Source organism: Rhizobium cerradonense (assembly GCF_030182455.1).
In the GTDB taxonomy this organism is placed as follows: domain Bacteria; phylum Pseudomonadota; class Alphaproteobacteria; order Rhizobiales; family Rhizobiaceae; genus Rhizobium.
Map to the genome: position 1 here is coordinate 270,818 of NZ_JAQJCK010000006.1, position 24,290 is coordinate 295,107.

Below are 24,290 nucleotides of genomic sequence, written 5' to 3' on the forward strand. Positions count from 1 at the left end.
CTTACGCACCCTTCAGTTCAGGAACGTAGACGATATTCAGGTCGCACAGATTGGTGCCCGTATTGCCGGTGAAGACCGTCGAGCCGACGGCGTTGAGCGCCTCGAAGCAACTGTGCTCGCGCAGCGCTTGATAGAGGCTGATCCCCTTGTCTGCCGCGCTCCGGAAGCTGGTGGAATCGGTGATGCCGCCGGCGACTTTGGCGGTGCCGTCGGTGCCTTCGCTGTCAATCGACAGCAGGCAGGCGCCTTTGGTCTTGGCAGCGGTAATGGCAAAACTCACAGCCATTTCCTGGCCGGGGCCGCCGTGCCCCCTGATCACGCTATTATCCAGGATCTGCGTCGTCACTTCGCCCGAACTGAGAAGCACGCAGGGCGCCTTGACCGGATTGCCATAGGTCTGGATCTCGCGCGCCATCGAGGCAAAGAAGGTGCCAGCATCGCGACTTTCGCCTTCGAGGAAGGACGATACGATGATTGCCGGAATGCCCATTTCTTCGCAGACTTCCTTGGCGTAGATGCAGGAATCCGGCAGCGTGTTGAGCAGGAAGTAGGTGTTGTCGGGGAATGCTTTGGGCGTTTCCTTTTCGGGGCCTGCATTCATCAGATAATCGACGACGCTTTTGGGCAGACGATCCGCCACATCGAAGTTGACAATGGTGGCGCGCGCATCGTCCAGGGTCGTCGCATCGGGGCCGATCGGCGTACTCTTGTAGGCGGCATAGGGAACGGCAATATCGCCCGTGGCCGGGGAACCGACGGCATCGCTAATGCCGAAACCGATGAGTTCGGCGCCGACATCCTGAATACGCTTTGCCAGCATTCCACCGTTCAGCGCCGAGATATGACGACGCACCGCATTGATTTCGTAAATTCCCGCGCCGGATTTCAGAAGAACGTCGGTGGTATCGATCTCGTCCTGCAGGGAGATGCCCTCGATCGGGCAAGACATGAGCGCCGAGCTGCCACCGCTGATCACAGCGATGAAGAGATCGTCGGGGCCAGCCTGATCGACGATCTCGATAATCTTCCTCGATGCCCGGTGGCCTTCCTCATTCGGCAGAGGATGGCCTCCGACAAACACCTCGGTTTTGTTGAACCGATCCGTTTCCTCGTGGATCTTCACGATGGCGATGCCGCACGTTAGATAATCGCCCAGCACGTGATCGACCGCCATCGCCATATGATTGCAGGCCTTGCCGGCACCGAAGAGGTAGACGTTGCGCTTCCGGGACAAGTCCCATGACCGGGTGCCGATGTGAAGGACGCTGCCTTCCATGCGCATGATGCTTCTGATCCGCCGATAGCTGTCCAGCCTGTCAAGCGTGCGGTCGGCTATCTCGATCACGACTCGTCTGGAGGCTATGTCGCCTTGCGAGAGGATTTCCTCTGAATTGCGTATTTTCTTCATTGTGCGGAACCCGACTTGATTGAGCCATTGCGGACGAGCGGCCCGACAAACGGACCGCAACGCTCGACCGCGATCCGAACGGTCTCGTCCGGGTCGCGCTGCCACCAGTCGAGTTCGGAGAAGATCTCCAGCTCGAAGGGTCCCTCATAGCCGATGTCATCGAGCCAGCCACGGATGCGCGGGATGTCGATGACGCCATCGCCGACCATGCCGCGGTCGCGCAGATTTCTCGTCGGCACCAGCCAATCGCAGAGATGGAACGTGTTGATCCGGTCTTTCCCGGCGCGCCGCAGTTCGCGTTCGAATGCCGGATCCCACCAGCAGTGATAGACATCCGCGACGAGGCTGGTGGCATCGGTGCCGAACTCGTCGATCATGTCATTCACATCGGTGATGAGATTCATGGCGCTGCGGTCGCCGCAATACATCGGATGCAACGGCTCAAGTCCGAGCTTAACGCACGAGGACGCGGCATAGGGCGCCAGCTCGGCAAGTGCATCGTGGATGCGGCGGCGCTGCGCGCCAAGATCCTTGTCGCCCTTGGGAAGACCGCCCATGACCATGACGACACAGGGCGCGCCAATGGCGGCCGCCTGGTCGATGATACGGCGGTTTTCCTCGATCGTCTTCCTGTAGAGGGCCGGGTCGCTTTCGTTGACCCAGGCGCTGGTGCATAGCGACGCAACCCACATCCCCGCGTCGCGGAGATGTTTGACGGTCGCCTCGACACCATAGTCGTCCAGAAAATTGCGCCAGACCGCAATTCCGCTTATGCCATGGCGGGAATAGCCCTCGATCGCCTGAGGCATCGACCATTTCGGTGTGGTGATCTGATTGATGGCGAAGCGGGTAAGATCGTATTGCGTCATCACGCAGCCTCCCCGGCTCGGCGCACCTGCGTCGCCGTTATGTCGATGGTGATACCGTCGGCGGCGAAAACGACGCCGTGATTCTCCACTGCGAAAGCGGGGGTAATCTTCCCATTCCAGAGGTCGTCGCGGATGAGATCGAGCGATCGCTTAAGTGGATTGCCATAACCGCCACCGCCGGCCTGTTCGTGCCGAACCACCACGTTGCGCCCGATCGTCCGGGTGATCTTTGCCGGCAGCCTAGTATTCTCGCCCTCGGGGTCGAGAATATTGACACATGGCGCCGCCGGCTTGCCGCCGAACAGGCCATAGGGCGGATGATCGTGGCGGTCGGCGCGGATCTGCAGGACCGCTTCCTCGGCGAGAAGGCGATATTGCCGAATAAGACCGAGACCGCCGCGATACTCTCCTGCTCCGCAGGAATTCGGGCGCAGGCTGTATTCGTCCATCATCATGGGATAGCGGACTTCGAGTGTTTCGACCGGCAGGTTCGACATGTTCTGCGAGGGGTTGGTCACGCCCTCGACGCCATCCTTGTTCCAACGGCCGCCCCAGGCGCCGTTGATCATGTCGACCAGAACGAAGGGTTCGCGCGTCGTCTTGTCCCAGCCGCCGAAAGCCAGCACCGTGTTGCCGCCTTCGCCGGCGGCCATGATCTTGCGCGGCGCGATTTGCGAGAGAGCACCGAGGACGGTATCAACGACGCGATATCCCGTGAGAGCACGGGCCGCCACCGCAGCCGGCATCAAGGGATTGAGAATGGATCCCTCCGGCGCCGAAATCGTGATGCAACGGTAGACGCCTGCATTGTTGGGCACTTCCTCGTCGAGCGCGCAGCGGACCGAAAGATAGGTCGCCGATTTGACGAAGGAGAGCGTCGAATTGATCGCCCCCTTGACCTGGGGAGAGGAGCCGGCGAAATCGACGTTCAGATGATCGCCACTCACCGTCAGCTTCACCCTTATCGGGATCGCGTCGGTCGAGAACCCGTCACCGTCGATGAAGTCCTCGAAGAAATAATCCCCATCCGGCCATGCCCGGATTGCCGCCCTTGTAAGCTGCTCGCCATAATCGATCAGATCGTCGAAATAGCCATCGAGCTCGTCGGCGCCGTAACGCTCGATTAGACGCAGAAGCTCGCGTTCACCGAGGTTGCAAGTCGCAAATTGCGCTTCGAGGTCGCCGAGAACGAGCTCGGGCAGGCGCACATTCTTGGTAATGATACGCATGAGCGTATCGTTGAGAACGCCCTTATCGTAGAGCTTCATAGGGGCTATCCGGAGCCCCTCCTGGAAGATCTCTGTGGAGTCGGCGGCGTTGGATCCGGGCACGCGTCCGCCGACATCGCAGTGATGCGCGATCACGACCGAGAAGCCCCGCAGCGTATCCCGGTGAAAGATCGGCCTGATCATGAAGATGTCAGGCAGATGCATTCCGCCTTCATAGGGATCGTTGAAGATGATCACATCGCCCGGCGCCATATCGTCGGCGTAGCGCGCCATGATAACCGCCATGGCATCCGGCACGGCACCGAGGTGAAGCGCAACGGTCTTGGCTTGCGACAGGATGCGGCCTTGGCGGTCGCAAAGCGTGACGGAATAATCGAGAACGTCGCGCACGATCGGCGAGCGTGCCGTGCGCATCACGGCAAAGGCCATGTCGTCGACAATCGTATCGAGCGCGTTCTTGATGACGGCAAAAGTGATGGGATCGTTGTGTTTCTGAGCCATGAAGCGGTTCCTTCTGAGGGACTCAAGAGAGCGTTGCTACGACATTGCCGAACGCATCGAGATCGGCTTTTGCGCGCGGCGGGATGACGATGGTTGTGTCTGGGCTCTGGATGATGAGCGGGCCGCTGACGCCGCCTTTGAAAGTGCTGCGCTGATAGATCGGCGTGTCGATCCAGCCATCGGTCCGCGAAAAGTAGATCCTGCGAGTCGCCACTTCAGCTACGGCGTCATCCGGCGCATGTGGCTTGAAGGTCAGGCGATTGCCGGTGTTGCCGCTTGCATTGAGACGGATGTTGACGATTTCCACGCCGTCATCGGACGCATAGCCATAGATCGCCCTATAGGCATCCCGGAACGCAGCCCGAAGCGAATCGCGATGCGCATCCGTAACGGTTTCCGGCAAGGCGATCGGCAGTTCGAAATCCTGGCCTTTGAAGCGGAGGTCGGCCTCGAAGCCGCACTCGACCTGAGCTTCGCTGTAGCCCTCCTCCCTGAGGGAAGCGATCGCTTCGGCGCGCATGTCCCGGAGGAGTTCGTTGACCCGAGCAACCGGCAACTGATCCAGCATGCCGTTGAGGCTGCGCAGGAAATAGCGTTCGACCTTGGCGGCCAGCATGCCCGTCGCGGTGAAGACGCCCGGCGACTTCGGAAAAATCACGCGGGAGATGCCGAGGGTCCTCGCAAGATCGCAGGCGTGAACCGGACCGGAGCCGCCAAAGGCCAGGATTGCAAAATCCCGCGGATCGACACCACGTTCGACCGTGACCGCCTTGATCGTACGAGCCATGTTGATATTCACGACTTCGCGAATGCCGAACGCGGCGTCTTCGACGGAAAGCTTCAGAGGGTCGGCGAGATCACGCTTGATCGCGGCACGGGCGCCATCGACGTTAAGCTTCATCGTACCGCCGGCCAATGCCGGGGGCAGGAAACCGAGGACCACATTCGCATCCGTGACCGTGGCTGCGTTTCCGCCAATTCCATAGCAAACCGGCCCGGGGTCGGCGCCGGCCGAGATCGGCCCCACATGCAGCAGTCCGCCCTCGTCGATGCAGGCGATGGAACCTGCGCCGCTGCCGACTTCGGCGACATCCACCGTCGGGACGCGCATCAGATAGCCGCCTGCCTTGATAAAGCGGCTGGGCGTCGAAATGCCGGCGCGAAACTCATATTCATTGGCCCGCGAGAGCTCGCCTTTGTGAATGAGCGATGCAGAAGCGGTCGTTCCGCCCATATCGAAGACGACGAGATCCTTTTCCGCCATCACCTCGCCCAGCCGGCCGGCGCCGACGACGCCGGCGGAGCGGCCGGAGGAAATGAAGAAAACGGGTTTTTCCTGCGCCATTTTCGCGCTCGAAAGGCCGCCATTCGAATTGCTGATCAGGAGCGGAGCGGATACGCCGATTTCACGAAGGCCATTCTCGAGCCGTTCGAAATAGGCCCGCAGCGACGGCAGAACATAGGCGTTTACCGCCGTCGTGGAGGTCCGCTCATATTCGCGAATTTCGGGCAGAACGGAGACCGAAGCCGTGACCCACATATCGGGGAAATTGGCGCGCATGATCTCCAGCGCCCGGGTCTCGTTCTCGGGATTGCGGTAGGAATTGATGAAGCAGATCGCGACGGATTCGACGCCTTCACTTTCGAAGAACCGACCGATTTCGATAATCTCGCTCTCGTTGAGCGGCTTTAAGATGCGTCCGTCCGCGGTCGAGCGCTCATCGACCTCCATGCGATAGCGGCGGGCGATCAGTGGAACGGCCTTCTCCCAGCTCAGGTCGAACATGGTTGGCGTGCGGACGCGGCCGATCTCCAGGACATCCCGAAAACCCTTGGTGGTGATCAACCCGGTCTTGGCGCCGACCTTCTGCAGAAGCGTGTTCGAACCGACCGTGGTGCCGTGGACAACCTCCACGACCCTGTCGACGTTCAATCCGGCCGACGCGGTAATCTGGCGGATGCCTGTCAGAACCGCTTCCTCGGGTTTTGCAGGGGTCGATGGCACTTTGGTGAAAAAGGTCTCTCCGCCATCACCGAAAAGAACCAGGTCGGTGAAGGTGCCGCCGATATCCACGCCTATGCGTGCATTGTTCATTGCTGTCTCCTGCGTTCTCGCGCCTTGAGGCGATTGGGAGCGATTGGACATACGGGGTCGTCCGCCAGCAGCCGTGCCGCTGCTACCGATTGACTGGCCGATCGCCATTCGCTATAGAACTATTTAGTTTATTAAGGAGACAGCTAGCCCGTTTTAAGAGGCCAGTCAATGGCCAATTGCGGGGTTGACGCAGAAATTTCTCATCAATATCAATGGCTTGATTGCCCCGCTCCGTCGGCGCGGGAACGCGGATTTATGCGATTTGCGAAGTGGGTCTCTTTGGGCTACGAAAGGTCCTTGCCCCGCGGCAGGCGTGAACGAGTACGCAACGGCGATTGTTCAGTTCGGGCCAGTCAGAATATCGAGCGGATATCAGAATGCACATGCCAGCAAACGAAGCGCCCAAGAAAAAGAGAATCCGCAACCCGCTCGTGACCAGGCAGCGAATTATCGATACTGCCATCGACGAGTTCACGGAGCGCGGCTTTGATGGCGCCCGCATCGATGCGATCGCAGAGCAATCGCAAACCAACAAGAGCCTGATCTATAAGTATTTCAACAGCAAGGAAGAGCTTTATATCGCCAGCCTCTCGGACACCTACGAGAAGCTCAGGGCGTCACAGCACGAAATCGAGCTCGATGATCTCGATCCGATCGAGTCGATGCGAAGGCTTACCGAGTCGACATTTGACACCTTCGCCAAGAATCCCCGGATCGTGCGCATGCTGACCCATGAGAATGTGCAAAACGCGCGCTTCCTGAAACAGGCGGTGAGCATCAAGTCGCTCTATACCCCATTGCTAAACAAACTGGACGAGATCATTCGCAAGGGACAGGATAAGGGGCTGTTTCGGTCGAACATTGATCTGAAGCATCTCTATATTTCGATCTCGGCGCTGGGTTATTTTTACTTCTCGAACATCCACACGCTCTCGATCGTGCTCGAGGAAGACCTAAGCAGTAACCAGACCATTGCGCGCCAGCGTAAGCAGGCGGTTGAAATGGTGCTTTCCTACCTTCGAAAATAGCGCTCCGAAACAATACGCCGGATACTCCCGTCGGTAGACGGAAATGTCCGGCGCACGGATGGATCTGACGAGCGGGCTCAGCCTAGCAGGCCGACTTGAGGCCCCCATGTGTCGGAAAGCGCGAACCCCTTCGCAATAGGATCGTCTTCGGACAGGCGCAGAATTTGGCTCCCGTAGACGAAACCCCGCCCGGAAATCCGCGGCACGACGGCCTTCTTCCCGCCAATCTCTGTCTCGCCGATCGCTTCGACACGGAATTCACCGCCGATGATCGAGCGGGAAATCCGCGTCTCGCCAACGGAAACCAGTCCACGGGCGTGAAGGGTTGCGAGATTCGCCGAACTGCCCGTGCCGCAGGGCGATCGGTCGACGCGGCCCGGCTTGAGCGTTGTGCATGTACGAATTGCGCCGTCCGGCTCACGACTGCGGAACATGACGTAGGCGATCTCATCGATCCCTGGCAGCGTCGGATGCTTGACACTCACCTGCTCGGCCAACAATGCCTTGAGCTCGATACCGGCCTCCGCTAGTGCGCGCGCGTTTTCGGGCGCAATGGTCAAGCCGATCTGCTCCACATCGACCAGGCCGTAATAGACGCCCCCAAACGAAATATCGATTTTGATACGCCCCCATTTCGGCGTGTCGATTTCCTGATCCAGCTTTTCGGCAAAGCTCGGGACATTATCGATGCTGACCGACACGCATCGGCCCTTCTCGCACCTTGCTCTTGCAGTGATCAGTCCTGCGGGCGTGTCGAGCCTGACAATGGTCTCCGGCTCCACCATCGGCACACGACCGCTTTCGAGAAGCGCGGTGACGACACATATGCTGTTGCTCCCCGACATCGGATGGGCGCGGTCGGCCTGGAGCACGATAAAGCCGGCATCGGCGTCCGGACGGGTTGGCGGGAAAAGAAGATTGACCGTCATCGCGACATTGGCGCGGGGCTCGAATGTCACGAAACGGCGAAGGCTGTCATCCACCGAGTTGATGTAATTCATTTTATCGAGCATGGTCGCCCCAGGAATATCCGGCGCGCCCGCGACCAGGACATTTCCAATCTCCCCCTGGCAATGAACCAGGAGGAGTTCAAGTTTCCGATCAAATTTCATTTCTGCCTCTCTGCTGTGGGCGAACGTCGTCCGCCCCTTTTGGTATGGTCTGGCTGGTGCTGGCGCATGCGGTCCCACAAGCCGCGCGGTTCCGAAACGGCAAGCGCCGAGCAACTGGTCGAGTTCATGGGCTCGGTGAACATGTCAGTAGTCGCCATAGGGCAAATAAGAGCGCCGCTCGACATCGGGGAAGCGTTCGCCCGTGCGAACGAATTTAGTGTGCTCCCGGATGGGCTCCGGATAATGCTCCCATTCCCGCGCTTTGCCCTTCTGCATCGCCCGGTTCACGAATTGACGGACGCGTTGGCTTCGCATGACGTCCTCGCGCAAGCGGCCGAGGTCCCATGTCTGTCGGACTATATCCATGAGCCGGGCCACATCGGCTTGCCTTGAAGGCTCGTCCGCCAGATTGCGCATTTCGCAGGGATCGACAGATAAGTCATAGAACTGCGTTGGATAGGCTTCGGACACGACAATCTTCTGCGCCCCACACCTCAGCATGACGCGCGGCGCTTTCGTGCCGCCATCGATATGTTCGGCCATGGCGATGCGACCCGGCTGGTCCCGGTCGAGCAACGGCAGCAGGCTGCTTCCCTCATGTTCGGTGATGATGGCCTCGGTCGAGCCAGTCGCGATGTCCACGAATGTCGGCAGAAGATCGATCAGCGACACTGGCGCCGAGATCCGCGAAAGCTGTTTGGCGCCCGGACGGAAGATGATCAGGGGCACCCGGATCGCCGGTTCGAACAGGTTCTTCTTGAACCAAAGCCCACGCTCGCCGATCATATCGCCATGGTCGGAGGTGAAGATGATCACGGTGTCGTCGGCCATGCCGGCATCATCAAGCGTCTGACGCAACTCGCCGAGCTTGCGGTCGACATAGCTGATCATGCCGTAGTAGCCCCGCCGCGCCCGGCGATAGACCTCATCCGTCACATCGAATTTGTCGAGGCTGTAGTGGAAGTAAAGAGATCGGCTATGGGGGTCCATATCCTCCAGCGCAATCTTCGGCGTTCGTGGCGGATCAATACCCTCGTCCGAATAGAGGTCCCAGAATTCCCTCGTGATGACATAGGGGTCGTGCGGCTGGGTAAAGGAAACCGTCATGAACAGCGGACGGCCATCGCCATATCGCCGCCAGTCGTAAATATGTTGGGTGGCCCGCCGCGCCACCTCGTCATCGTAGTCGATCTGCTGTGAGCGCGCGAGTGGCGCCGCGTCGGCAATGGTTTCGACACTGGAAACCCCGAATGGCACCTTACCCTTCGCGACTGTCTCCTCGTCCTCAAGCTCGTCGTAGGTTTTTGGCGGCACCCAACTGAAATCGGCGGGATAGATTTCCGTGGTCAGACGATCTTCATAGCCGTGATGCTGATCTGGCCCAACGAAATGCATCTTCCCCGAAATGCAGGTGTAGTAGCCGGCGTCCCGCAGGTAATGCGCGACGGTGGGAACCGCGGCGGGGAACTCGGCGGCATTATCGTACGCACCGATCCGCGATGGTAGCCTTCCGCTCATCAGCGCAAAACGCGAAGGCGCACAAAGCGGATAGTTGCAATAGGCGTTCTCGAACACCGAGCCCTGCGCGGCAAGGGCGTCGAGGTTGGGCGTCTTGCAGACGGTATTGCCATAGGTGGAGAGCGCGATCGCCGTCAATTGATCGCACATCACCAGGAGGATGTTCGGTTTCATGCTGGCTGCGCTCCTTCGTATCTCCTCAATGCCCCAGAATCTGGCTGAGAAAGGCTTTCGAACGCTCGTGCTTCGGATTGTCGAAGAACTCGGAGGGCGACGCCTCTTCGACGATGCTGCCCTTGTCCATGAAGACCACGCGGTCCGCGACCTTGCGGGCAAAGCCCATTTCGTGCGTGACGCACAACATGGTCATGCCGCCTTGGGCGAGCTCGGCCATCACGTCGAGCACTTCGGAAATCATCTCAGGATCGAGTGCCGATGTCGGCTCATCGAACAACATGATCTCCGGCTTCATGCAGAGCGCCCGCGCAATCGCGACGCGCTGCTGCTGGCCACCGGACAATTCGCCCGGATAGGCGCCGGCCTTTTGCGGAATCTTGACCCGCTCGAGATAGGTCATCGCCTGCGCTTCCGCCGTCTTGCGGTCCTGCTTGCGGACCAGCATGGGTGCAAGGATGCAGTTCTCGAGCACAGTCAGGTGGGGAAACAGGTTGAAGTGCTGGAAGACCATGCCGACCTCGCGGCGGATCTCATTGATGTTCTCGATATCGTCGTTCAATTCGGTGCCGAGAACACGGATGGTACCGGACTGATGATCCTCCAGCTTGTTCAAGCACCGGATCAAGGTCGACTTGCCGGAACCGGAAGGCCCGCAGATGACGATCTTCTCCCCCCTCGCCACCTTGAGGTTCACATCGAAAAGCACTTGGTAGCTTCCATAGGATTTCCCAAGATTGACGACCTCAACGGCCGTCGACGGCTGCTTGCTGTTCATATTTGCTCCCTTTCTCTGCTTGATGGCGAGGTGTGGAGTCGCCAGCTCCATGATTTCGGTTCGTCACTTCAGCCCTTCCGTCTCGACCCACTTTGCGGCGTTGTCGAGCGTTCTCGAAAAGGCGTCCAGAAGCACATCGAGCTGTTCGTCCGTCGTGATCAGCGGCGGACAGAAAGCAATGGTGTCGTAGATGCTTCTAATGATCAGCCCGTGCTCGTGGGCACGTCGGAAAACATAAGCGCCGAGATCGCCGCGGCGCTCAAAAGCTGCCTTTGTGTGCTTGTCGGCGACCAGCTCGACACCGCCGACAAGGCCGGCTCCGCGAACATCCCCTACCAATGGGTGAGAGGAGAATTGCCGTAACCCGGCCTGCAGCCGCTCGCCGAGATCGCGCGCATGGGCGACAAGGCCGCGCTCCTCGATGATGGCAATATTTTCCAGCGCGACCGCCGTGGCGACGGGATGTCCCGTCGTCGTGAAGCCGTGGGCGAAAGTGCCAATCTTGCCGCTGTTTTCGACAAGCACCTCGTTCAGCGCATCGGAGATTACGATTGCCGCCAGTGGCTGGTAGGAGGACGTCAATTGTTTGGATAGCACCATTATGTCCGGCTGGAAGCCATAATATTCCGAACCGAACATGGTGCCGAGGCGACCGAAAGCCGTGATGATCTCATCCGCGACGAGGAGGATGTCGTAACGCCGGCAGATATCTTGAACATAGCTCCAATAACCTGTCGGTGCGGGAATGACCCCGCCGGCAGCGATCAGAGGTTCGCCGATGAAAGCGGCGATCGTCTCCGGCCCCTCGGCGAGGATCGTATCCTCGAGTTGCCGCGCCAACCGCGCGGAGAACTCCATTTCGGTTTCGCCAGGAAGCCCGAAGCGATAAAAGTAAGGCGCGGTGAGATGCCGAACAGGTATTGCCGGGAGATCGAAATCCCGGTGGCTTGCCGGTAGACCCGTCAGGCTCGCGGAGGCCACCGTCGATCCGTGATAGCCATGCTGGCGCGCCAGGAATTTCTTTTTCTGGGGCCGCCCGAGAGCATTGTTGATGTACCAGACCATCTTGACGACGGTGTCATTCGCTTCCGAACCGGAATTGGTGAAATGCACATGGTTGAGATCGCCAGGGGCAAGCTCCGCAAGTTTTGACGCCAATTCGATGGCAGGTGCGTGCGCCTTGTGTGTGAAGCTGTGATAGTAGGGCAATTTCTCCAATTGCCGTGTCGCAGCATGAACCAGCCGCTTCTCGCCGAACCCCAGACCGGCACTCCACAGCCCCGACATGGCTTCGATGTATCGGCGCCCCTGATCGTCGAACACGTAGATGCCTTCGCCCCGCTCGATCACGAAAGGCCCGACGTCCTGGTGGCGGGCCAGATTGGTGAACGGATGCAGGTGGGACGCGAGGTCCTTGTCCTTGATCGAATTTGAAAGGCTCATCATATCCTCATTTTTGCCGAACTTTCGAGCGGCTTCGGACGAGTACGGGGTGAGACCGGCGGTTCGTCAAACGGCTGTCGGCATCGTGCCGACGATTACGAGGCGGATCACGCCTCGAAACTGGCTACAGGCAACGCCGCACGAGATTCTCCAGAAGCCGTGAGACGTTGTTGTCGTATCCATTCGCGGGCAGGCTTCCGCAGAACATGATCGACCCGGTTGAAAACACGAAGTTTCCCCCTTTCATCGGCACGAAACAAAGATCTGCTCTGATCTGCTCCGCCTGCCATTCGCGCGTATGGACGTCCGGGTTCCAGATCTTTTCCGGCACGCAACTGTATTCGGCCGAGTGCCCCTCGGACGATGCGAGCACGACGGTTTCGGCCGGTGTGCCGAGGGAGGGATCAACGCAATCCAGTTCGAAACCCGCTGCGCCGCCGCCGGAAAAACCGAAGTCGCCGATAATCTCCTCCTCGATGCCCTCGAACAGCCAGGCGAAGTTCGGAGTGCGGGAGACAGCGGTGCGGCGATAGTACGAGGCGTCGAACGGACCCTGTGCCGACATTCCGATGCCGACGAGCCTCTGGGGCGGGCGGTCGTTCTTCAGCCAGAGGCCGCCATACTGCCCGTCGAAGGCATGGTAAAATTCTCCGGTCTCGGCTTGCCACATTCTGACGCCGCTTTCGCAGCGGCGCATTTCGATCGCGCCGGGAAACGCCGCGCTCGTTGCGACGCGCCAATAGAAGCCGTTGCCGCCGAGATAGCCGAAATTGCCGCCATCCCGGATGAAATCCTGGATCGCGTCGAGCGAGCGGCCGGTATGGTATTCCGGATGGCTCACCGTCAGCACCAGATCGTAACCGGCCAGTGCTGCGACGCCCTCCGCGTCGAGATCGTGATCCGTCACCACGTCGACCGCGATGTCTTTTGCCGCGCACCACGCAATGAGGTGCATATCGGCCGGAAAATGCCGCAGCCCCGATCCTTTGTCGTCCAGATAGGCGAAGAAGCCGGGCCGCATCAAAAGCTGTGGCCGCAGGGCTGAACTGAACATCACCCCACTATCGTCGGGATGCACGTCATAGAGCGAACGCCCGAACTGGGGAAATTGGGCCGGATGATGCGGATAGCCGCCCCAGGCCTCGCGCCGAGCGATATAGGCCGGGCCGTAATTCGTCCTCGGATAGTTGCAATAGGCTTGGTAGGTGAATGTAGAAAAGAGAACGGCGATCTTCGCATTTTTGCCGCCAGCAGCGGGACGGACAAAAAACGGAATGATGTCTTCAGCCCCTTCGCAGCGGAGCCTTATCCCGTAGACGCCGCTTTGGAGATCAGAGGGAATATCGAAGCGGAAATCTGTTTCCCAGCCGCAATCATGCAGGTCGTCTTCATGGAAATGAATGGCGGCATATTCGTCCGGCGCATGCCGCCAGCACATCTCCGCGCCGGTCCACCGCGATCCTCGCACTGCACGGGCGGGCAGATTTACCAGCTTGCCGTCGAGCGATTTCGGCCCCCGATCCCGGATCGTGTCGGTGGGGATGCCCTGCGCGAAATCCCAGGAGGCGAGGACCGCGCCGTCATCCGCCGGAAGCGGCCCGAGGGCGTCCGGCAAATGAAGACCACGGGTGATCGCAGGGTTTTCGAGCCGCCCATTGAAGAAGTGCGCCATAAAGGAGGCGTCATCCCCTCTCCTCCGGGCCGCGAGCGACAGCTCGACGAATATCCCGTCATTGTCGGGCCGGGCCACAGAGGCATGAGCAATCCGCTCTCCCGTGGCGACCACATAAAAGGCCAGCCTGACGTCGGCAGCCGTCAAACCGAGCCGTAATTCATACCAGACGCCGAGTTCGAGCCGACGGGCGACGGGTGTAACAGTGCCGTCGAAATCGACGGTCGGACCATCCGCTTCGATGCTGACGGAAACCGCTCGACCATTGGCGGCCTTCAGCGAAAGCATCGTTTGCGGGCGATCCTTCTCCAGCCGCGGCTGGAACCGGATCGAGACCGTGGCGCCGCGAATATCGTCCAGCCCGGCAAGCGGTATCAGGGCGTAGGAGCCCGGGTAAGCGGATTTCTCAACGGAGGGATATGTTCCCTCGAAGGCTGCGGGTACAGGACGTGCATCCATGCCCGGCCCTTTTGGGTTCGGATCCGCCGAATAGAGGCGGACCAGATCGGCCCGATAATCGCAGCGGAAGCTGCTCGAAACCTTGACCTCAATGGTCTCGCCAGCCCGCGCCGAATATCTGTCCGTATAGCCGATCAGCATCGCGCGTGCTCCATGCTCCTATGCACCATCAACGCGACGATGTCTTGAGCGATCGCTCCAGATAGGCGCCGTATCGCGAGAGCGAGAAGGTGAAGGTGAAGTAAATCAGCGCGACGAAGAAATAGACCTCCGCATAGAACGTGTTCCAGCCGCCCGCCGAAAAGGATGCATTGCCCGATGCCGTGACCTCGAAGAAGCCGAGGATGACGATGAGCGACGTTTCCATGAACGCGATAACGACTTGGTTGATCGTCGGCGGCAATGCAAGGCGGAATGCCTGCGGCAGGATAATCCGCGAAATTGTCTGCCAATAGTTCAGGCCAAGCGCGACGGCTGCTTCCTCCTGGCCAGTCGGCAGAGACTGGATGCCGCTTCGGATGATTTCCGCCTGATAGACAGCAAAGAAAACCGCTGCGCCGAGAATGACCCGGTAAAGCTTATCCCCAACCAGGAAGCTCGGCAGCGCAAAGGGAAGGATAATGGCAGCCGTGAAAAGAATGGACAGCAGCGGCAGCGAACGCACGCCATCGATGAAGAGTGCGGTTACCGACGAAATCACCGGCAATTTCGATCTGCGGAGCAATGCCAGGATGATTGCCAGCGGCATGCCGATCACGACGGTGGAAGAGAAGACGAATGTCGTGAGCGCCAGGCCACCCCACTGCGTCTCAAGGACGACCGGCAAGCCGAGGATCCCGCCCCTCATCAAATAATAGAAGGTGCCGTATCCAACGAGCCAGATGACAGGCAGCAGCTTTGCCGACCAGAACAGGGGAATACAGGAGAGAATGACGGTTGCCAGGATAGCAAGACAAGCCAAGGCAGAGCGCCATTGCTCCTCATATGGGTAGAGACCGAACAGGATGAGACGATAGCGGTCGGTGACAACAGCCCAACATGCGCCGCTGGCCTTGTGGCAGTCCTCGGGCGTTCCAGTCCAAACGGAATGAAGGAAGGCCCAACTGACGAATGACCAGACCAAAATTCCAACCAGCGTCAGGCAAACGAGTGTCACCAAGGCTTGGCCCGGTGTCGAAAAATAGTCGCGTCGAAGGTCAGCAATCCACCTGCCCGACGGTGTTGACGACAGATCGATGGCGGTCAATGTGGTTTCCGCTTTCATTTCTAACGCCCCGGCAGTGCGATTGCACGATTGATGGTGTTCATGACAAAGGCGATGGACATGTTGATTGCCCAGAACCCGATGATGAGCAGGAAGATCAGCGTCAGGGTCTGCCCGGAGTGATTGATCGAATTGGCGATGACACCGAAGTAATCCGAGAAGCCGATCGCTATGCCGATCGTTGTGGCTTTCATCAGCCAGATGATCTGGTTGGTCATGGTCGGCAGTATTTTGCGGATCATCAGAGGCAGCCGGATGCGCCAGAAAATATGCCAGTTGCGCAGGCCAAGGGCCTGCCCGGCTTCCGTCAGTCCGATTGGAATTGCCAGAAAGCCGGCACGGACGATTTCCGCGACATAGGATGCGCCAAACAGCGAAATGGCAACGATGGCGGCGCTGAGCTCCGGTACCATCATGACACCTCCCGCAAGACGAAGTCCTTGGACGTGCGGTATATCGACCAACGGCAAACCGTCGAGCCGGCCGAAGATTATGGCAACGGCGGCACAAGCCACGCCGCCTGCGAGCCAAAGAAAAGCGGCTGAACGTGCCGAACGCCGGAGGGAGCGGACGGTCAGCATGAGTCCAGCCGCCAAAGCAGCCGCCGCGAAGACCACATGCCAGGGCTCCACGTTCAGCCAGGGGAAGGAAATGCCGCGATTGGCAATATAAATACCGCCGGGCAAAGCGATCGCCGAACGGGGCGAAGGCAGATGGGTGATCAGGGAATACCAGAAAAATGCCTGCAATATCAGCGGAATATTCCGGAAGACCTGAACATAGGACGCTGCTATCAAATTGACGAGCTTATGCCTGGACAGGCGCGCCGTGCCGATGATCGTGCCGAGTATCACCGCCAGGGAAACGGAAATGACGCCCAGAAAAATCGTATTGACGAAACCGACCAGAAGCGCCCGCGCGAACGTCGAGTTGATGTCGTAATCAATCAGGCTGAAGGAGATGGTCGATCCCGTGGTATAGTTCAGGAAGTCCCATCCCATGGAGACCCCCTGCACCTGCAGGTTATGCCGCGTCGTCACGACACCCACAATCACGATTGCAGCGATTGTCGTGACAAATGCTAGCTGCAAGGCGACATTGCGGTATCTGCGGTTTCCGATCAATGTGGTCATCACTGCGATCCCCCCAAGGGCATGTTGGGATTTTGTCATAGGCCTATGTCCCGCCGACCTTGGCCGGCGGGACATTCGTGCGATCAGTCGAGAACCGGAGCGAAGAACACGCCGCCCTTGTTCCAGGGCGAGTTCAAAGCGCGCGGCAACTTGTAGCGGGATTCCGTGCCGAAGTTGCGGTTGTACATTTCCTCGGCATTGCCGAGCTTCTGGATGACATTGTAGGCCCAGTCATCCTTGAGGCCGAGACGGGTGCCAATGCCAGGTGTGGCGCCGAGCAGTTTGCCGACGACCGTATTCGGAGGATTGGCCTTCATCTGGTCGACGTTGGTGCTGTTGACGCCGTTTTCTTCGGCGATGCGCTGAACGGCGATGACCCAGTTGACGAGGTCCACCCAAGAGTCATCCCCCTGGCGCATCACGACAGCTTCCGGCTCCAGCGAAATGGAATCGGACAGAATGACGTGATTGTCAGGGTCGGCCGAAGTCGCACGAGTAGCGGCGACGATAGGGCCCCATTCGGCATAGGAGTCGCAACGGTTCGCAAAATAAGCGGCCGCTGCCTCTGTGTTCTTTTCGAAGGTTACGATTTTGACGTCGTATTTGTTCTGCTTGATGTAGTCGCTGATGAGCTTTTCCGTGCTCGTGCCGCCGGCGAGGCATACGGTCCCACCCTGCAGGTCAGCCATCGACTTTGCGTTCAGGTCCTTGTGGGCCAGGAACGTTGTGACGCCAATGAAGTAGGGCATGCTGAATTGAAGGCCAAGTTCGGTGTCGCGGCTCATCAACCAGCCGCTCGCCTTGATGACGAGATCGAGATCGCCGGACTGAAGCGCCGGAAAGCGCTGGGCCCAGCTCACGGGGATGAGTTTGAGTTTGTCATCAGAACCAAAGATCGCGGTCGCGACAGCGCGGCAATAATCGATATCCAGGCCATGCCATTTGCCTTGGGCATCGACTTCCGCGAAGCCTTCGAAGTTGCCATCGCTCGACGTGCAATTGACATAGCCGCGCCCCTGAACGGCCTTCAACGTATCGCCAGGGGCTGCAGCAGCGATCTGAGTACCCGCTGCAGTCAATGACGCCAAGGCGACGGCTAGTTTCAAGATATTCTTCATTACCTTCAGTCCTCTGTTGGATGTGACCTTGATTTTCAATTGCCCGGGACGCGTCGCGGGGGCTTAAGCCCGTAAGCGACCCATTCATTCAGTTCGAACCGTGGGATGGCACGGTCGAACGAAAGTCGTCAGCTTTAAGAAAGTGGCCACACGGCTCGTCTGCGACGCAAAAACAAGGTCATCACAGAGCTAAAGAAAGCGTCGCCTTTCGACTTTTGATCGACAGGCATTGGCAGCGGGAAACGCATTCCCCCAGTGCTCGATTTCATCGCCTCACCCTATTTTTAGCGCGCTAAGCGCAGTTCCCACCCGTTGGCATCTTCGGCCAATCAATTGTCGTTCTAATGTCGACTTTATAATTAGTCGTTCTAATGTCGACAAAGTCAAGCAAAAAGTTGAACCCGTCCTCGGTCTGCTGGATCTCGTTCAATTTCTGTCGGCTGCATGTCGACTGGATTATATTGTCGACTACCCGTCGACATAGTCAAGCCTTATTTTTGATTTTCGCCGCTGCGGCGCCGTTTTTCGACGCGCAGCCGCATCCAAACAGGCGAAGGCTTGGCCTCAGACCATAGCTTCCGCCGGCGGGCGCCTAGATAAAAGTTGCGTATGAGTGCGGCCTACACGGGCGCGGCCCGATGTTCGACGAGCCCGTTAAATGGGCGGAAAATGCCGCCGCCCGCGGAACGGCCGCAAATACGAGATCAAAGGATTTTCCGAGCTGCCGGCAAAGCATCCGGATGCCTTTCGCGCCGAGGCTTGTCCCCGGCTTCTTCGTGGCCGGCTATCTTCGGCGCATGCACATCCTCAGAGATGGCAATTAAGCGACCTTGGCACGAGCGGCTTGCTCGGCCTGCACGGCATTCTCATCGAGATCGAACTGGCTGATAAGATGCAGCAGATGGGTCGCTTCCTCCGCCAAGGACCTGCAAGCTGCCGTCGATTCCTCCGCCATTGCCGCCGTCTGTTGCGTCGACATGTCGATTTCCTTGATCGTCGCACCGAATGCGCCGAGATGCGTCGCCTGATTGGATGCAGTCGAGGCGATATTCGAGACGACCGACTTGATGAGATCGATTTGGCCGGCGATTGTCTTCAGCAGTTCGCCGGTGGAACTGACAAGCTGAGTTCCCCGCTCGACACGCCGCGACGAGGTATTGATCAATTCCTTGATCTCCTTCGCGGCGTCGGCGGAGCGCTGCGCCAGCGCGCGAACTTCTGAAGCGACGACGGCAAAACCCTTTCCGGCGTCACCGGCGCGCGAGGCCTCCACACCGGCATTCAATGCCAGAAGGTTGGTCTGGAAAGCAATTTCGTCGATAACGTTGACGATGCTGGCGATCTGCCGCGAGGAATCCTCGATTTGGCCCATGCCGGCAATCGCCTGGGACACGATCTCGTCGGAAGAGGAGGCGGCCGAGTGCGCCTCGGCAACGATTGTATTGGCCTTGTTAGCCGCCTCGGCGGTTCGATTGACGTCCGTGGAGACCGCGTGCAGCGTGTTGACGGCGCCTTCGAGAACGATGGCTTGATGCTCCGTTCGCGTGGCAAGCGTGTCCATCGCGCCGCTCATCTCATCGGCAATCGAAGAAATCGACTTTGCCTGCGTAGAAACGGTCAGCACGGTATGACTGAGCTGCGTCACCGCTTCATTGAAGTCATCCTTCAGTTGCTGATAGTCCGCCGGGAATTTCATAGCGATCTTGTGGGATAAAGTGCCGTTGGCAAGGGCGGACAGGCTGCTGCCGATTTCAGCGACGACACCGGCCTGAATACGAGACCTGTCAAGCCGATCGGCCTCCATGACCTTGCGTTCGCTTTCCGCCTCGGCTTCGGTTCTTCGCGCGTCCTCTTCTGCAACCCTCTTGGCAACGGCATTGTCCTTGAAGACGAGAACCGCTCGGGACATGTCCCCGACCTCGTCAGTGCGGGTCGTTCCTTCCACATCACCGCTGGTGTCCCCGGAGGCCAGCCTTTTCATTTCCGCCACCAGCCGGACGATCGGCCCGGAAATGGAGCGGGATGCGACAACGGCCAGCAACAGCGTGAAAAGCGCTGTCGCCGCAGTGATGGCGAGGATTTTCCACAGCATGTCTACTGCCGGCGCAAAGACCGCCGTCGTCGGCTCGACCGCAATAACCGACCAGTTCTGTCCACCCCATGACAGCGGCTCAGACGCTGCGAGGACTTCCTGATCGCGATAGACGCTGAACGAGGCTTTCGGGGCGAGCAAGCTCTTGTCGACCTCCAACGACGCATTGCTGGTTCCGGAGAAACGCGATGTCGAGCGCGCCAGGCCGTCGCTTCCTGCGACAAGCGCTTCGCCCTGCGCGCTGAAGCCGGCGCTGTCATGCATGATCGCATCGATGACATTCGTGCCGATGGCGACGACCAGCGTGCCCCCACGCTCGTCGGGGATCATCGCGTTGGCGACCCCGATCGCAAAAAAGGCCAAACCCGGTCCTTCTTTCGACGGCGGGGAGAAATCCGTCATCACCGCCCGCCGCTGGCCCTGAGATAGTCGTACGGCTTGAGCGATCGGGCTATCGGGCGCAACCGCGCCGAGCGGATCCGTCCCGGTGCTGTATATAAGTTCCCCTTTTGCGTTGATGAGCAGAATGTTGGAGTAGCCATGCTCGGAACCCAGGGATTTCAGCCAGACGTCGATCTGCTTGTAGGCATCCAGATAGAATTGCGCCTTCGGCGTGGCGCCGCCCTTGAGATCTTCGCCTGAGGCCTTGAGTTTGGACAAGGCGACTGCCTGTTCCTGCGGCAGGATCTTGTAGCCGGTAATCATGTTGTCGAATGATTTCACCAGCGCCGGATTGACGGCCAGACCCTCGATATCGAGCTTGGACATATCCAGCTTGGTTGCCAGTATATTCCGCTTGGTACTGGCAACATATTCCAGGTGAGTTCCGATCAGGCTTCTAGCGGTCGAGAATGACGTCAGGCCCGCGTAACCAGCCACGGTGCCGCAGGCTAGCACGGTAACCCCGACCATCAACACCGGGATCTTTCTACTGATCGTCCAATTGAATTTCGCCGCTAAAACAGCCCACATTTTTGTAACCCCCAGCAAGCAATGCCAAATACTGCTACCAATGAGGTTAAATTTGCATAAATGTCGACATAATGTCGTTAGATATCGCGAGGCGCCGTCGTGACCTCCCGGCACTATGGCTTTCACTTGGAAATGCCAGTTATCTCCGATCCGATGCTGATGCCGCCTTCACGCCAGAGCCAGTGTTGTTGCTGGGCCCGCAGCGCAGCCGGAGACAGGCGCCGCCGGTCATAGGGCCGCATGGCGATAACCCTTTCCTGGATATGATCCATGACGGCCTTGCGATCGCGGATGGCGGCAAGCTCGCTCCAGGGCATCAGGCAATCGACGCGAGCGGTGATGGATCGCTGCGACAGGCGGTGGAATTCGTTGAACAGCAGTGCCAGGCGCACCGTCGGCGATACGCGGCTCATCATTTGAAAAAGCAGGCTGTTCTGCCCTTCGATAAAGATCGGCAGCACATTCGCCTTGCCCATCTGAATGAGTTTCGCCAGGAACATCTTCCACGGTAGTTCCTCGGCCGGCCCGAAGCCGCGCGGCGCTGTTGCCACGCCGCCGGAGGGGAAAATGCCGATCGTGACGCCGTCGCGCAGCAGCCTGATCGCCTCATTGCGGGTGGAGAGATTAACCTCCATCGCCTCGGCAGTCTCATCGAAAGAGATCGGCAGGATATAAGGCCGAAATTCCGGCACCTTCATCATGCGCTCGTTGACGATTACCCGATAAGGCCGGCCGAAATGTTCGGCAATGGCGCCGAGCGCCATGCCATCGGCCACGCCGAAGGGATGATTGGCGACCATCACGATCGGGCCATCGGGTATCTCACGCAGCGGCCACTCGCCCTTGATGCGGAAGTCGATGCCATACATTTCCAGTATGCGACCGAACGGATGTTGAGAAACACCGTGAACATCGACGCGCCAGCGTTCAAAGACTTTTTCCACCGCGCGGCGGCCAAGTGCAGTTTCGATGCCACGAATGGCCATGCGCTTAGCGAAATGATCCTTGTCGTTGGCGTAGGAAAGCAGGCTTGCGGTCATGTGTTCAACCCATGTCAAATGCCCCGCAGCTTCGCAGAGGCGCGGTGATTTCAGCTTCTCGATTGATGCTTGAACTTATCGCGTGTGGCAGTTGGTCGATCGACCGGGCGCTTCCAGTTGCGCGTCTCTGCCCTTGATCCAGAAAACCACGCTGCCATCCGTGTAGCGCGCGCCTGAACCGGATCTCGCCTGCGGCAAGCGGTAGCTGCGCCCGTCTGTCGTGATGAGGGCCTCGTTGCTTGAATTCAGGAAGCTTGCCGTCAAGGCCGTGCCGTCGTCGCAACGATAAAACAGACCGACCTGGTCCTCCGCGAAAGCAGGGGCCGCGCTTAGCAAAAACATTGCGCCTAGCGCTCCAAACATTGCCATGCCGATCCTGTTCACGCTGATCTCCTTGCGTTGGAAAGCATGGACGCTAGCGGAAGATGGGAGCGGCGGCTTTGCCGTATGTCCCATCGCGCCTTGCACGCCGTCTCATTCTTCTAGGCGAACGGCTAATGTTTCCGTTCGCCGCGAAGCGCCGAGGGAAGGCGGCTCAGCCCGACGATATTAAAACCTTCTTGGGTAAATACGCGCATCGCCGGCCTTCGGTTGAGCGATAATACATCAAGTATTTGCCAAGCGTCTCAGCGAAGTTTTCTAAGCGTATCAATTTCGTTGCTGGCCTCACAAATATGCGCTCCAGCGATTGCCCTTCATTCCCGCCCACGTATCTTGCGCGACGTAAGTGATTGATCTCTCGCCACGAAATTTAGATTTAATGGAGTCGTTGATGAAATCTTTATCTTTATTGCCGCGCCGTACGGCGATCGCCTTTTGCCTTGGAATGGCCTTTGCTTCGAGCGCGGTGATCGTCCTGCAACCGAGCCATGCCGAAGCCCAATGGGGCGCCAATCAGCCCTATATGCAGTCGGCACTCAGCTCGCTGCTTGCGGCGAAATCATCGCTGCAGAAGGGCGCGACCAACAAGGGGGGCCACCGTCTCAACGCGATTGACCTGGTCAATCAGGCGATCGTCGAGGTGCAGGCCGGTATGGGTGCCGCCAACTGATCGCGCGCGCCGGAAACCACCTTTTGAAGGCGCCCGCTCGGGCGCCTTTTTGTTGGATTCGTGCTTCGAATTATTGCGGAGGCAATTGGCCCGTCTGTCCGCCCGCTACGGCTTGCGGTCGCCGCGAAGCGTCGAAAGTTGCGGCATGGCGCCCGTGAGCTGAGCCACCCAGCGCGCCGATTCGGCATCGGGATGCGGCTCGGCCGGGTGATCGTCGCGAGGCGCGTTGGAGGTCCGCAGCGAGCGCTCTCGCGCCTCGCCGGGCGTGATGCCAAACTCGCGACGAAAGGCGCGGATGAAGGTCGCGTCCGAGCTGAACTGGCATTCGATGGCGACGTCGATGACCCGCCAAGGGCGGAACGCTGGCGTAACGAGGATGGCGAAGGCGCGATGCAGCCGGCGCTGCTGAATGTAGCTCGCCGGGCTCTGCGGTGCGAACAGGCGATAGAGGCTTGCGCGCGACAAGGCGAAGCGGCGGCAAAGGTTCGGCACGTCGAGCGAGTCCGTGCCGAGATTCTCCTCGATATGCCGTTTGATCCGGGTTCGCAGCGCTTCCTGCGATAAGCGTGGCAGAGGGTCGGCGTTGTCGGCGCGCCACTCCATGCCACCGGCCGCGAGTTGCGCCAGCGATTGCGCCGCTGCTTGGCGCTCCGCCTGCGTGAGTTGAGTCGCGCAACGCCGCAGCGTCAGCATATGTTCGCCGATCAACGTTCCAAAAGCCGCCTCGCGCCTTGCAACGACGATCGTCGGAACGTTTTCGATCGCAGCGAACAGAGGCGCAAGCAGGGGCCGAGGAAGCATGAAGCTCAAAACCTGGACGACGCCGTCATCCCCCGGAATCTCCCGCGTCAGGAGGGGTTTGCTCATATTGATCAGCGAGACATCGCCCGCTCGCTGCAGAAAGGTGTGTTCGCCAGCGATGAATTCAGCGCCACCGCCGAGATACATGACGAGCTGAAAATGGTCGAGGCCCCGCGCGACGTGCTCAGGCGTCCTGTTATAGCGCAAGGCGCTCGACCGACTTTCCAGCAACAACGCGCTGCCAAGATGCAACGTACTGGCGGCGAAGCGGAAATTCTCCGGCTCGCCCAGCATCGTTGCGTCGCAGATGTCGACAATCAGCTCACATAACCGCTCGAATCCCTGCTGCGGTGAGTCAAAAGCGGCGATATCAAACAACAATGGCTGCCCGTCTGTATCGGGCGCGGCTTCAACACTCATTTCGCCTCTCGGGGGCTGAATAGCAATGGAATAAAAAACCCAGCGGGAACAAGGATTGTCAGCATCCTGAGCCCATTCGAATATCGATAATTCAGTGCGGCCGGACGGAACCA

18 protein-coding genes are annotated in these 24,290 nt (G+C 59.1%); 2 read left to right on the forward strand and 16 right to left on the reverse strand.

The genetic code is table 11. The features are described 5' to 3' along the window. Nucleotide 1: 1 nt before the first annotated feature. Genes PH547_RS16450 through PH547_RS16465 form a run of 4 tightly spaced genes read right to left on the reverse strand, consistent with a single transcriptional unit; the run spans nt 2 to nt 6,102 of the window. On the reverse strand, nt 2–1,408 hold the full coding sequence (locus PH547_RS16450; protein WP_260304659.1) for a glycerate kinase type-2 family protein: 1,407 nt from the start codon (nt 1,406–1,408) through the stop codon (nt 2–4). Then, a complete protein-coding gene (locus PH547_RS16455; RefSeq protein ID WP_285168863.1) occupies nt 1,405–2,277 on the reverse strand; it encodes a sugar phosphate isomerase/epimerase family protein in 873 nt (290 codons plus the stop codon). The genes PH547_RS16450 and PH547_RS16455 overlap by 4 nt, the downstream gene beginning before the upstream one ends. Further along, a complete protein-coding gene (locus tag PH547_RS16460) occupies nt 2,277–4,007 on the reverse strand; it encodes a hydantoinase B/oxoprolinase family protein (RefSeq protein WP_285168864.1) in 1,731 nt (576 codons plus the stop codon). The genes PH547_RS16455 and PH547_RS16460 overlap by 1 nt, the downstream gene beginning before the upstream one ends. A gap of 22 nt (nt 4,008–4,029) precedes the next feature. Then, a complete protein-coding gene (locus tag PH547_RS16465) occupies nt 4,030–6,102 on the reverse strand; it encodes a hydantoinase/oxoprolinase family protein (RefSeq protein ID WP_285168865.1) in 2,073 nt (690 codons plus the stop codon). Between the two features lie 377 nt (nt 6,103–6,479). Between PH547_RS16465 and PH547_RS16470 the strand changes: the two genes are divergently transcribed. Further along, complete coding sequence (locus PH547_RS16470; protein ID WP_285168866.1) at nt 6,480–7,130, forward strand: TetR/AcrR family transcriptional regulator; 651 nt, start codon at nt 6,480–6,482, stop codon at nt 7,128–7,130. Nucleotides 7,131–7,207: 77 nt separating this feature from the next. Here PH547_RS16470 and PH547_RS16475 read toward each other — a convergent pair whose 3' ends face one another. From PH547_RS16475 to PH547_RS16525, 11 genes are all read right to left on the reverse strand, one after another. Beyond that, nucleotides 7,208–8,242 (reverse strand): proline racemase family protein, encoded by a 1,035-nt coding sequence (locus PH547_RS16475; RefSeq protein ID WP_285168867.1) that lies wholly within the window; start codon nt 8,240–8,242, stop codon nt 7,208–7,210. 144 nt (nt 8,243–8,386) lie between these two features. After that, a complete protein-coding gene (gene betC / locus PH547_RS16480; RefSeq protein ID WP_285168868.1) occupies nt 8,387–9,934 on the reverse strand; it encodes a choline-sulfatase in 1,548 nt (515 codons plus the stop codon). 25 nt (nt 9,935–9,959) lie between these two features. Continuing rightward, a complete protein-coding gene (locus tag PH547_RS16485) occupies nt 9,960–10,712 on the reverse strand; it encodes an amino acid ABC transporter ATP-binding protein (protein ID WP_260304652.1) in 753 nt (250 codons plus the stop codon). A 63-nt stretch (nt 10,713–10,775) separates the two neighbouring features. Continuing rightward, entirely contained in the window at nt 10,776–12,158 is a 1,383-nt protein-coding gene (locus PH547_RS16490; RefSeq protein ID WP_285168869.1) for an aspartate aminotransferase family protein, read from the reverse strand. A 121-nt stretch (nt 12,159–12,279) separates the two neighbouring features. Next, nucleotides 12,280–14,427, reverse strand: a complete 2,148-nt coding sequence (locus PH547_RS16495; RefSeq protein ID WP_285168870.1) for a N,N-dimethylformamidase beta subunit family domain-containing protein — start codon at nt 14,425–14,427, stop codon at nt 12,280–12,282. Nucleotides 14,428–14,455: 28 nt separating this feature from the next. Beyond that, complete coding sequence (locus PH547_RS16500; RefSeq protein ID WP_285168871.1) at nt 14,456–15,550, reverse strand: amino acid ABC transporter permease; 1,095 nt, start codon at nt 15,548–15,550, stop codon at nt 14,456–14,458. Nucleotides 15,551–15,552: 2 nt separating this feature from the next. After that, the gene (locus PH547_RS16505) at nt 15,553–16,683 is read right to left on the reverse strand and encodes an ABC transporter permease subunit (RefSeq protein WP_285168872.1); all 1,131 of its coding nucleotides are present in this window, start codon (nt 16,681–16,683) and stop codon (nt 15,553–15,555) included. An 83-nt stretch (nt 16,684–16,766) separates the two neighbouring features. Beyond that, nucleotides 16,767–17,801, reverse strand: a complete 1,035-nt coding sequence (locus PH547_RS16510; protein WP_260304648.1) for an amino acid ABC transporter substrate-binding protein — start codon at nt 17,799–17,801, stop codon at nt 16,767–16,769. An 820-nt stretch (nt 17,802–18,621) separates the two neighbouring features. Further along, on the reverse strand, nt 18,622–20,865 hold the full coding sequence (locus PH547_RS16515) for a methyl-accepting chemotaxis protein (RefSeq protein ID WP_285168874.1): 2,244 nt from the start codon (nt 20,863–20,865) through the stop codon (nt 18,622–18,624). A 122-nt stretch (nt 20,866–20,987) separates the two neighbouring features. Next, nucleotides 20,988–21,905: a lysophospholipid acyltransferase family protein gene (locus PH547_RS16520; RefSeq protein ID WP_285168875.1), complete on the reverse strand. Its 918-nt coding sequence runs from the start codon at nt 21,903–21,905 to the stop codon at nt 20,988–20,990. Nucleotides 21,906–21,980: 75 nt separating this feature from the next. Further along, the gene (locus PH547_RS16525) at nt 21,981–22,289 is read right to left on the reverse strand and encodes an MliC family protein (protein WP_285168876.1); all 309 of its coding nucleotides are present in this window, start codon (nt 22,287–22,289) and stop codon (nt 21,981–21,983) included. A 388-nt stretch (nt 22,290–22,677) separates the two neighbouring features. Between PH547_RS16525 and PH547_RS16530 the strand changes: the two genes are divergently transcribed. Next, complete coding sequence (locus PH547_RS16530; protein WP_104826074.1) at nt 22,678–22,956, forward strand: hypothetical protein; 279 nt, start codon at nt 22,678–22,680, stop codon at nt 22,954–22,956. Nucleotides 22,957–23,061: 105 nt separating this feature from the next. On the opposite strand, the gene PH547_RS16535 is transcribed toward PH547_RS16530, so the two are convergent. Continuing rightward, complete coding sequence (locus PH547_RS16535) at nt 23,062–24,177, reverse strand: AraC family transcriptional regulator (RefSeq protein ID WP_285168877.1); 1,116 nt, start codon at nt 24,175–24,177, stop codon at nt 23,062–23,064. Nucleotides 24,178–24,290: the final 113 nt, after the last annotated feature.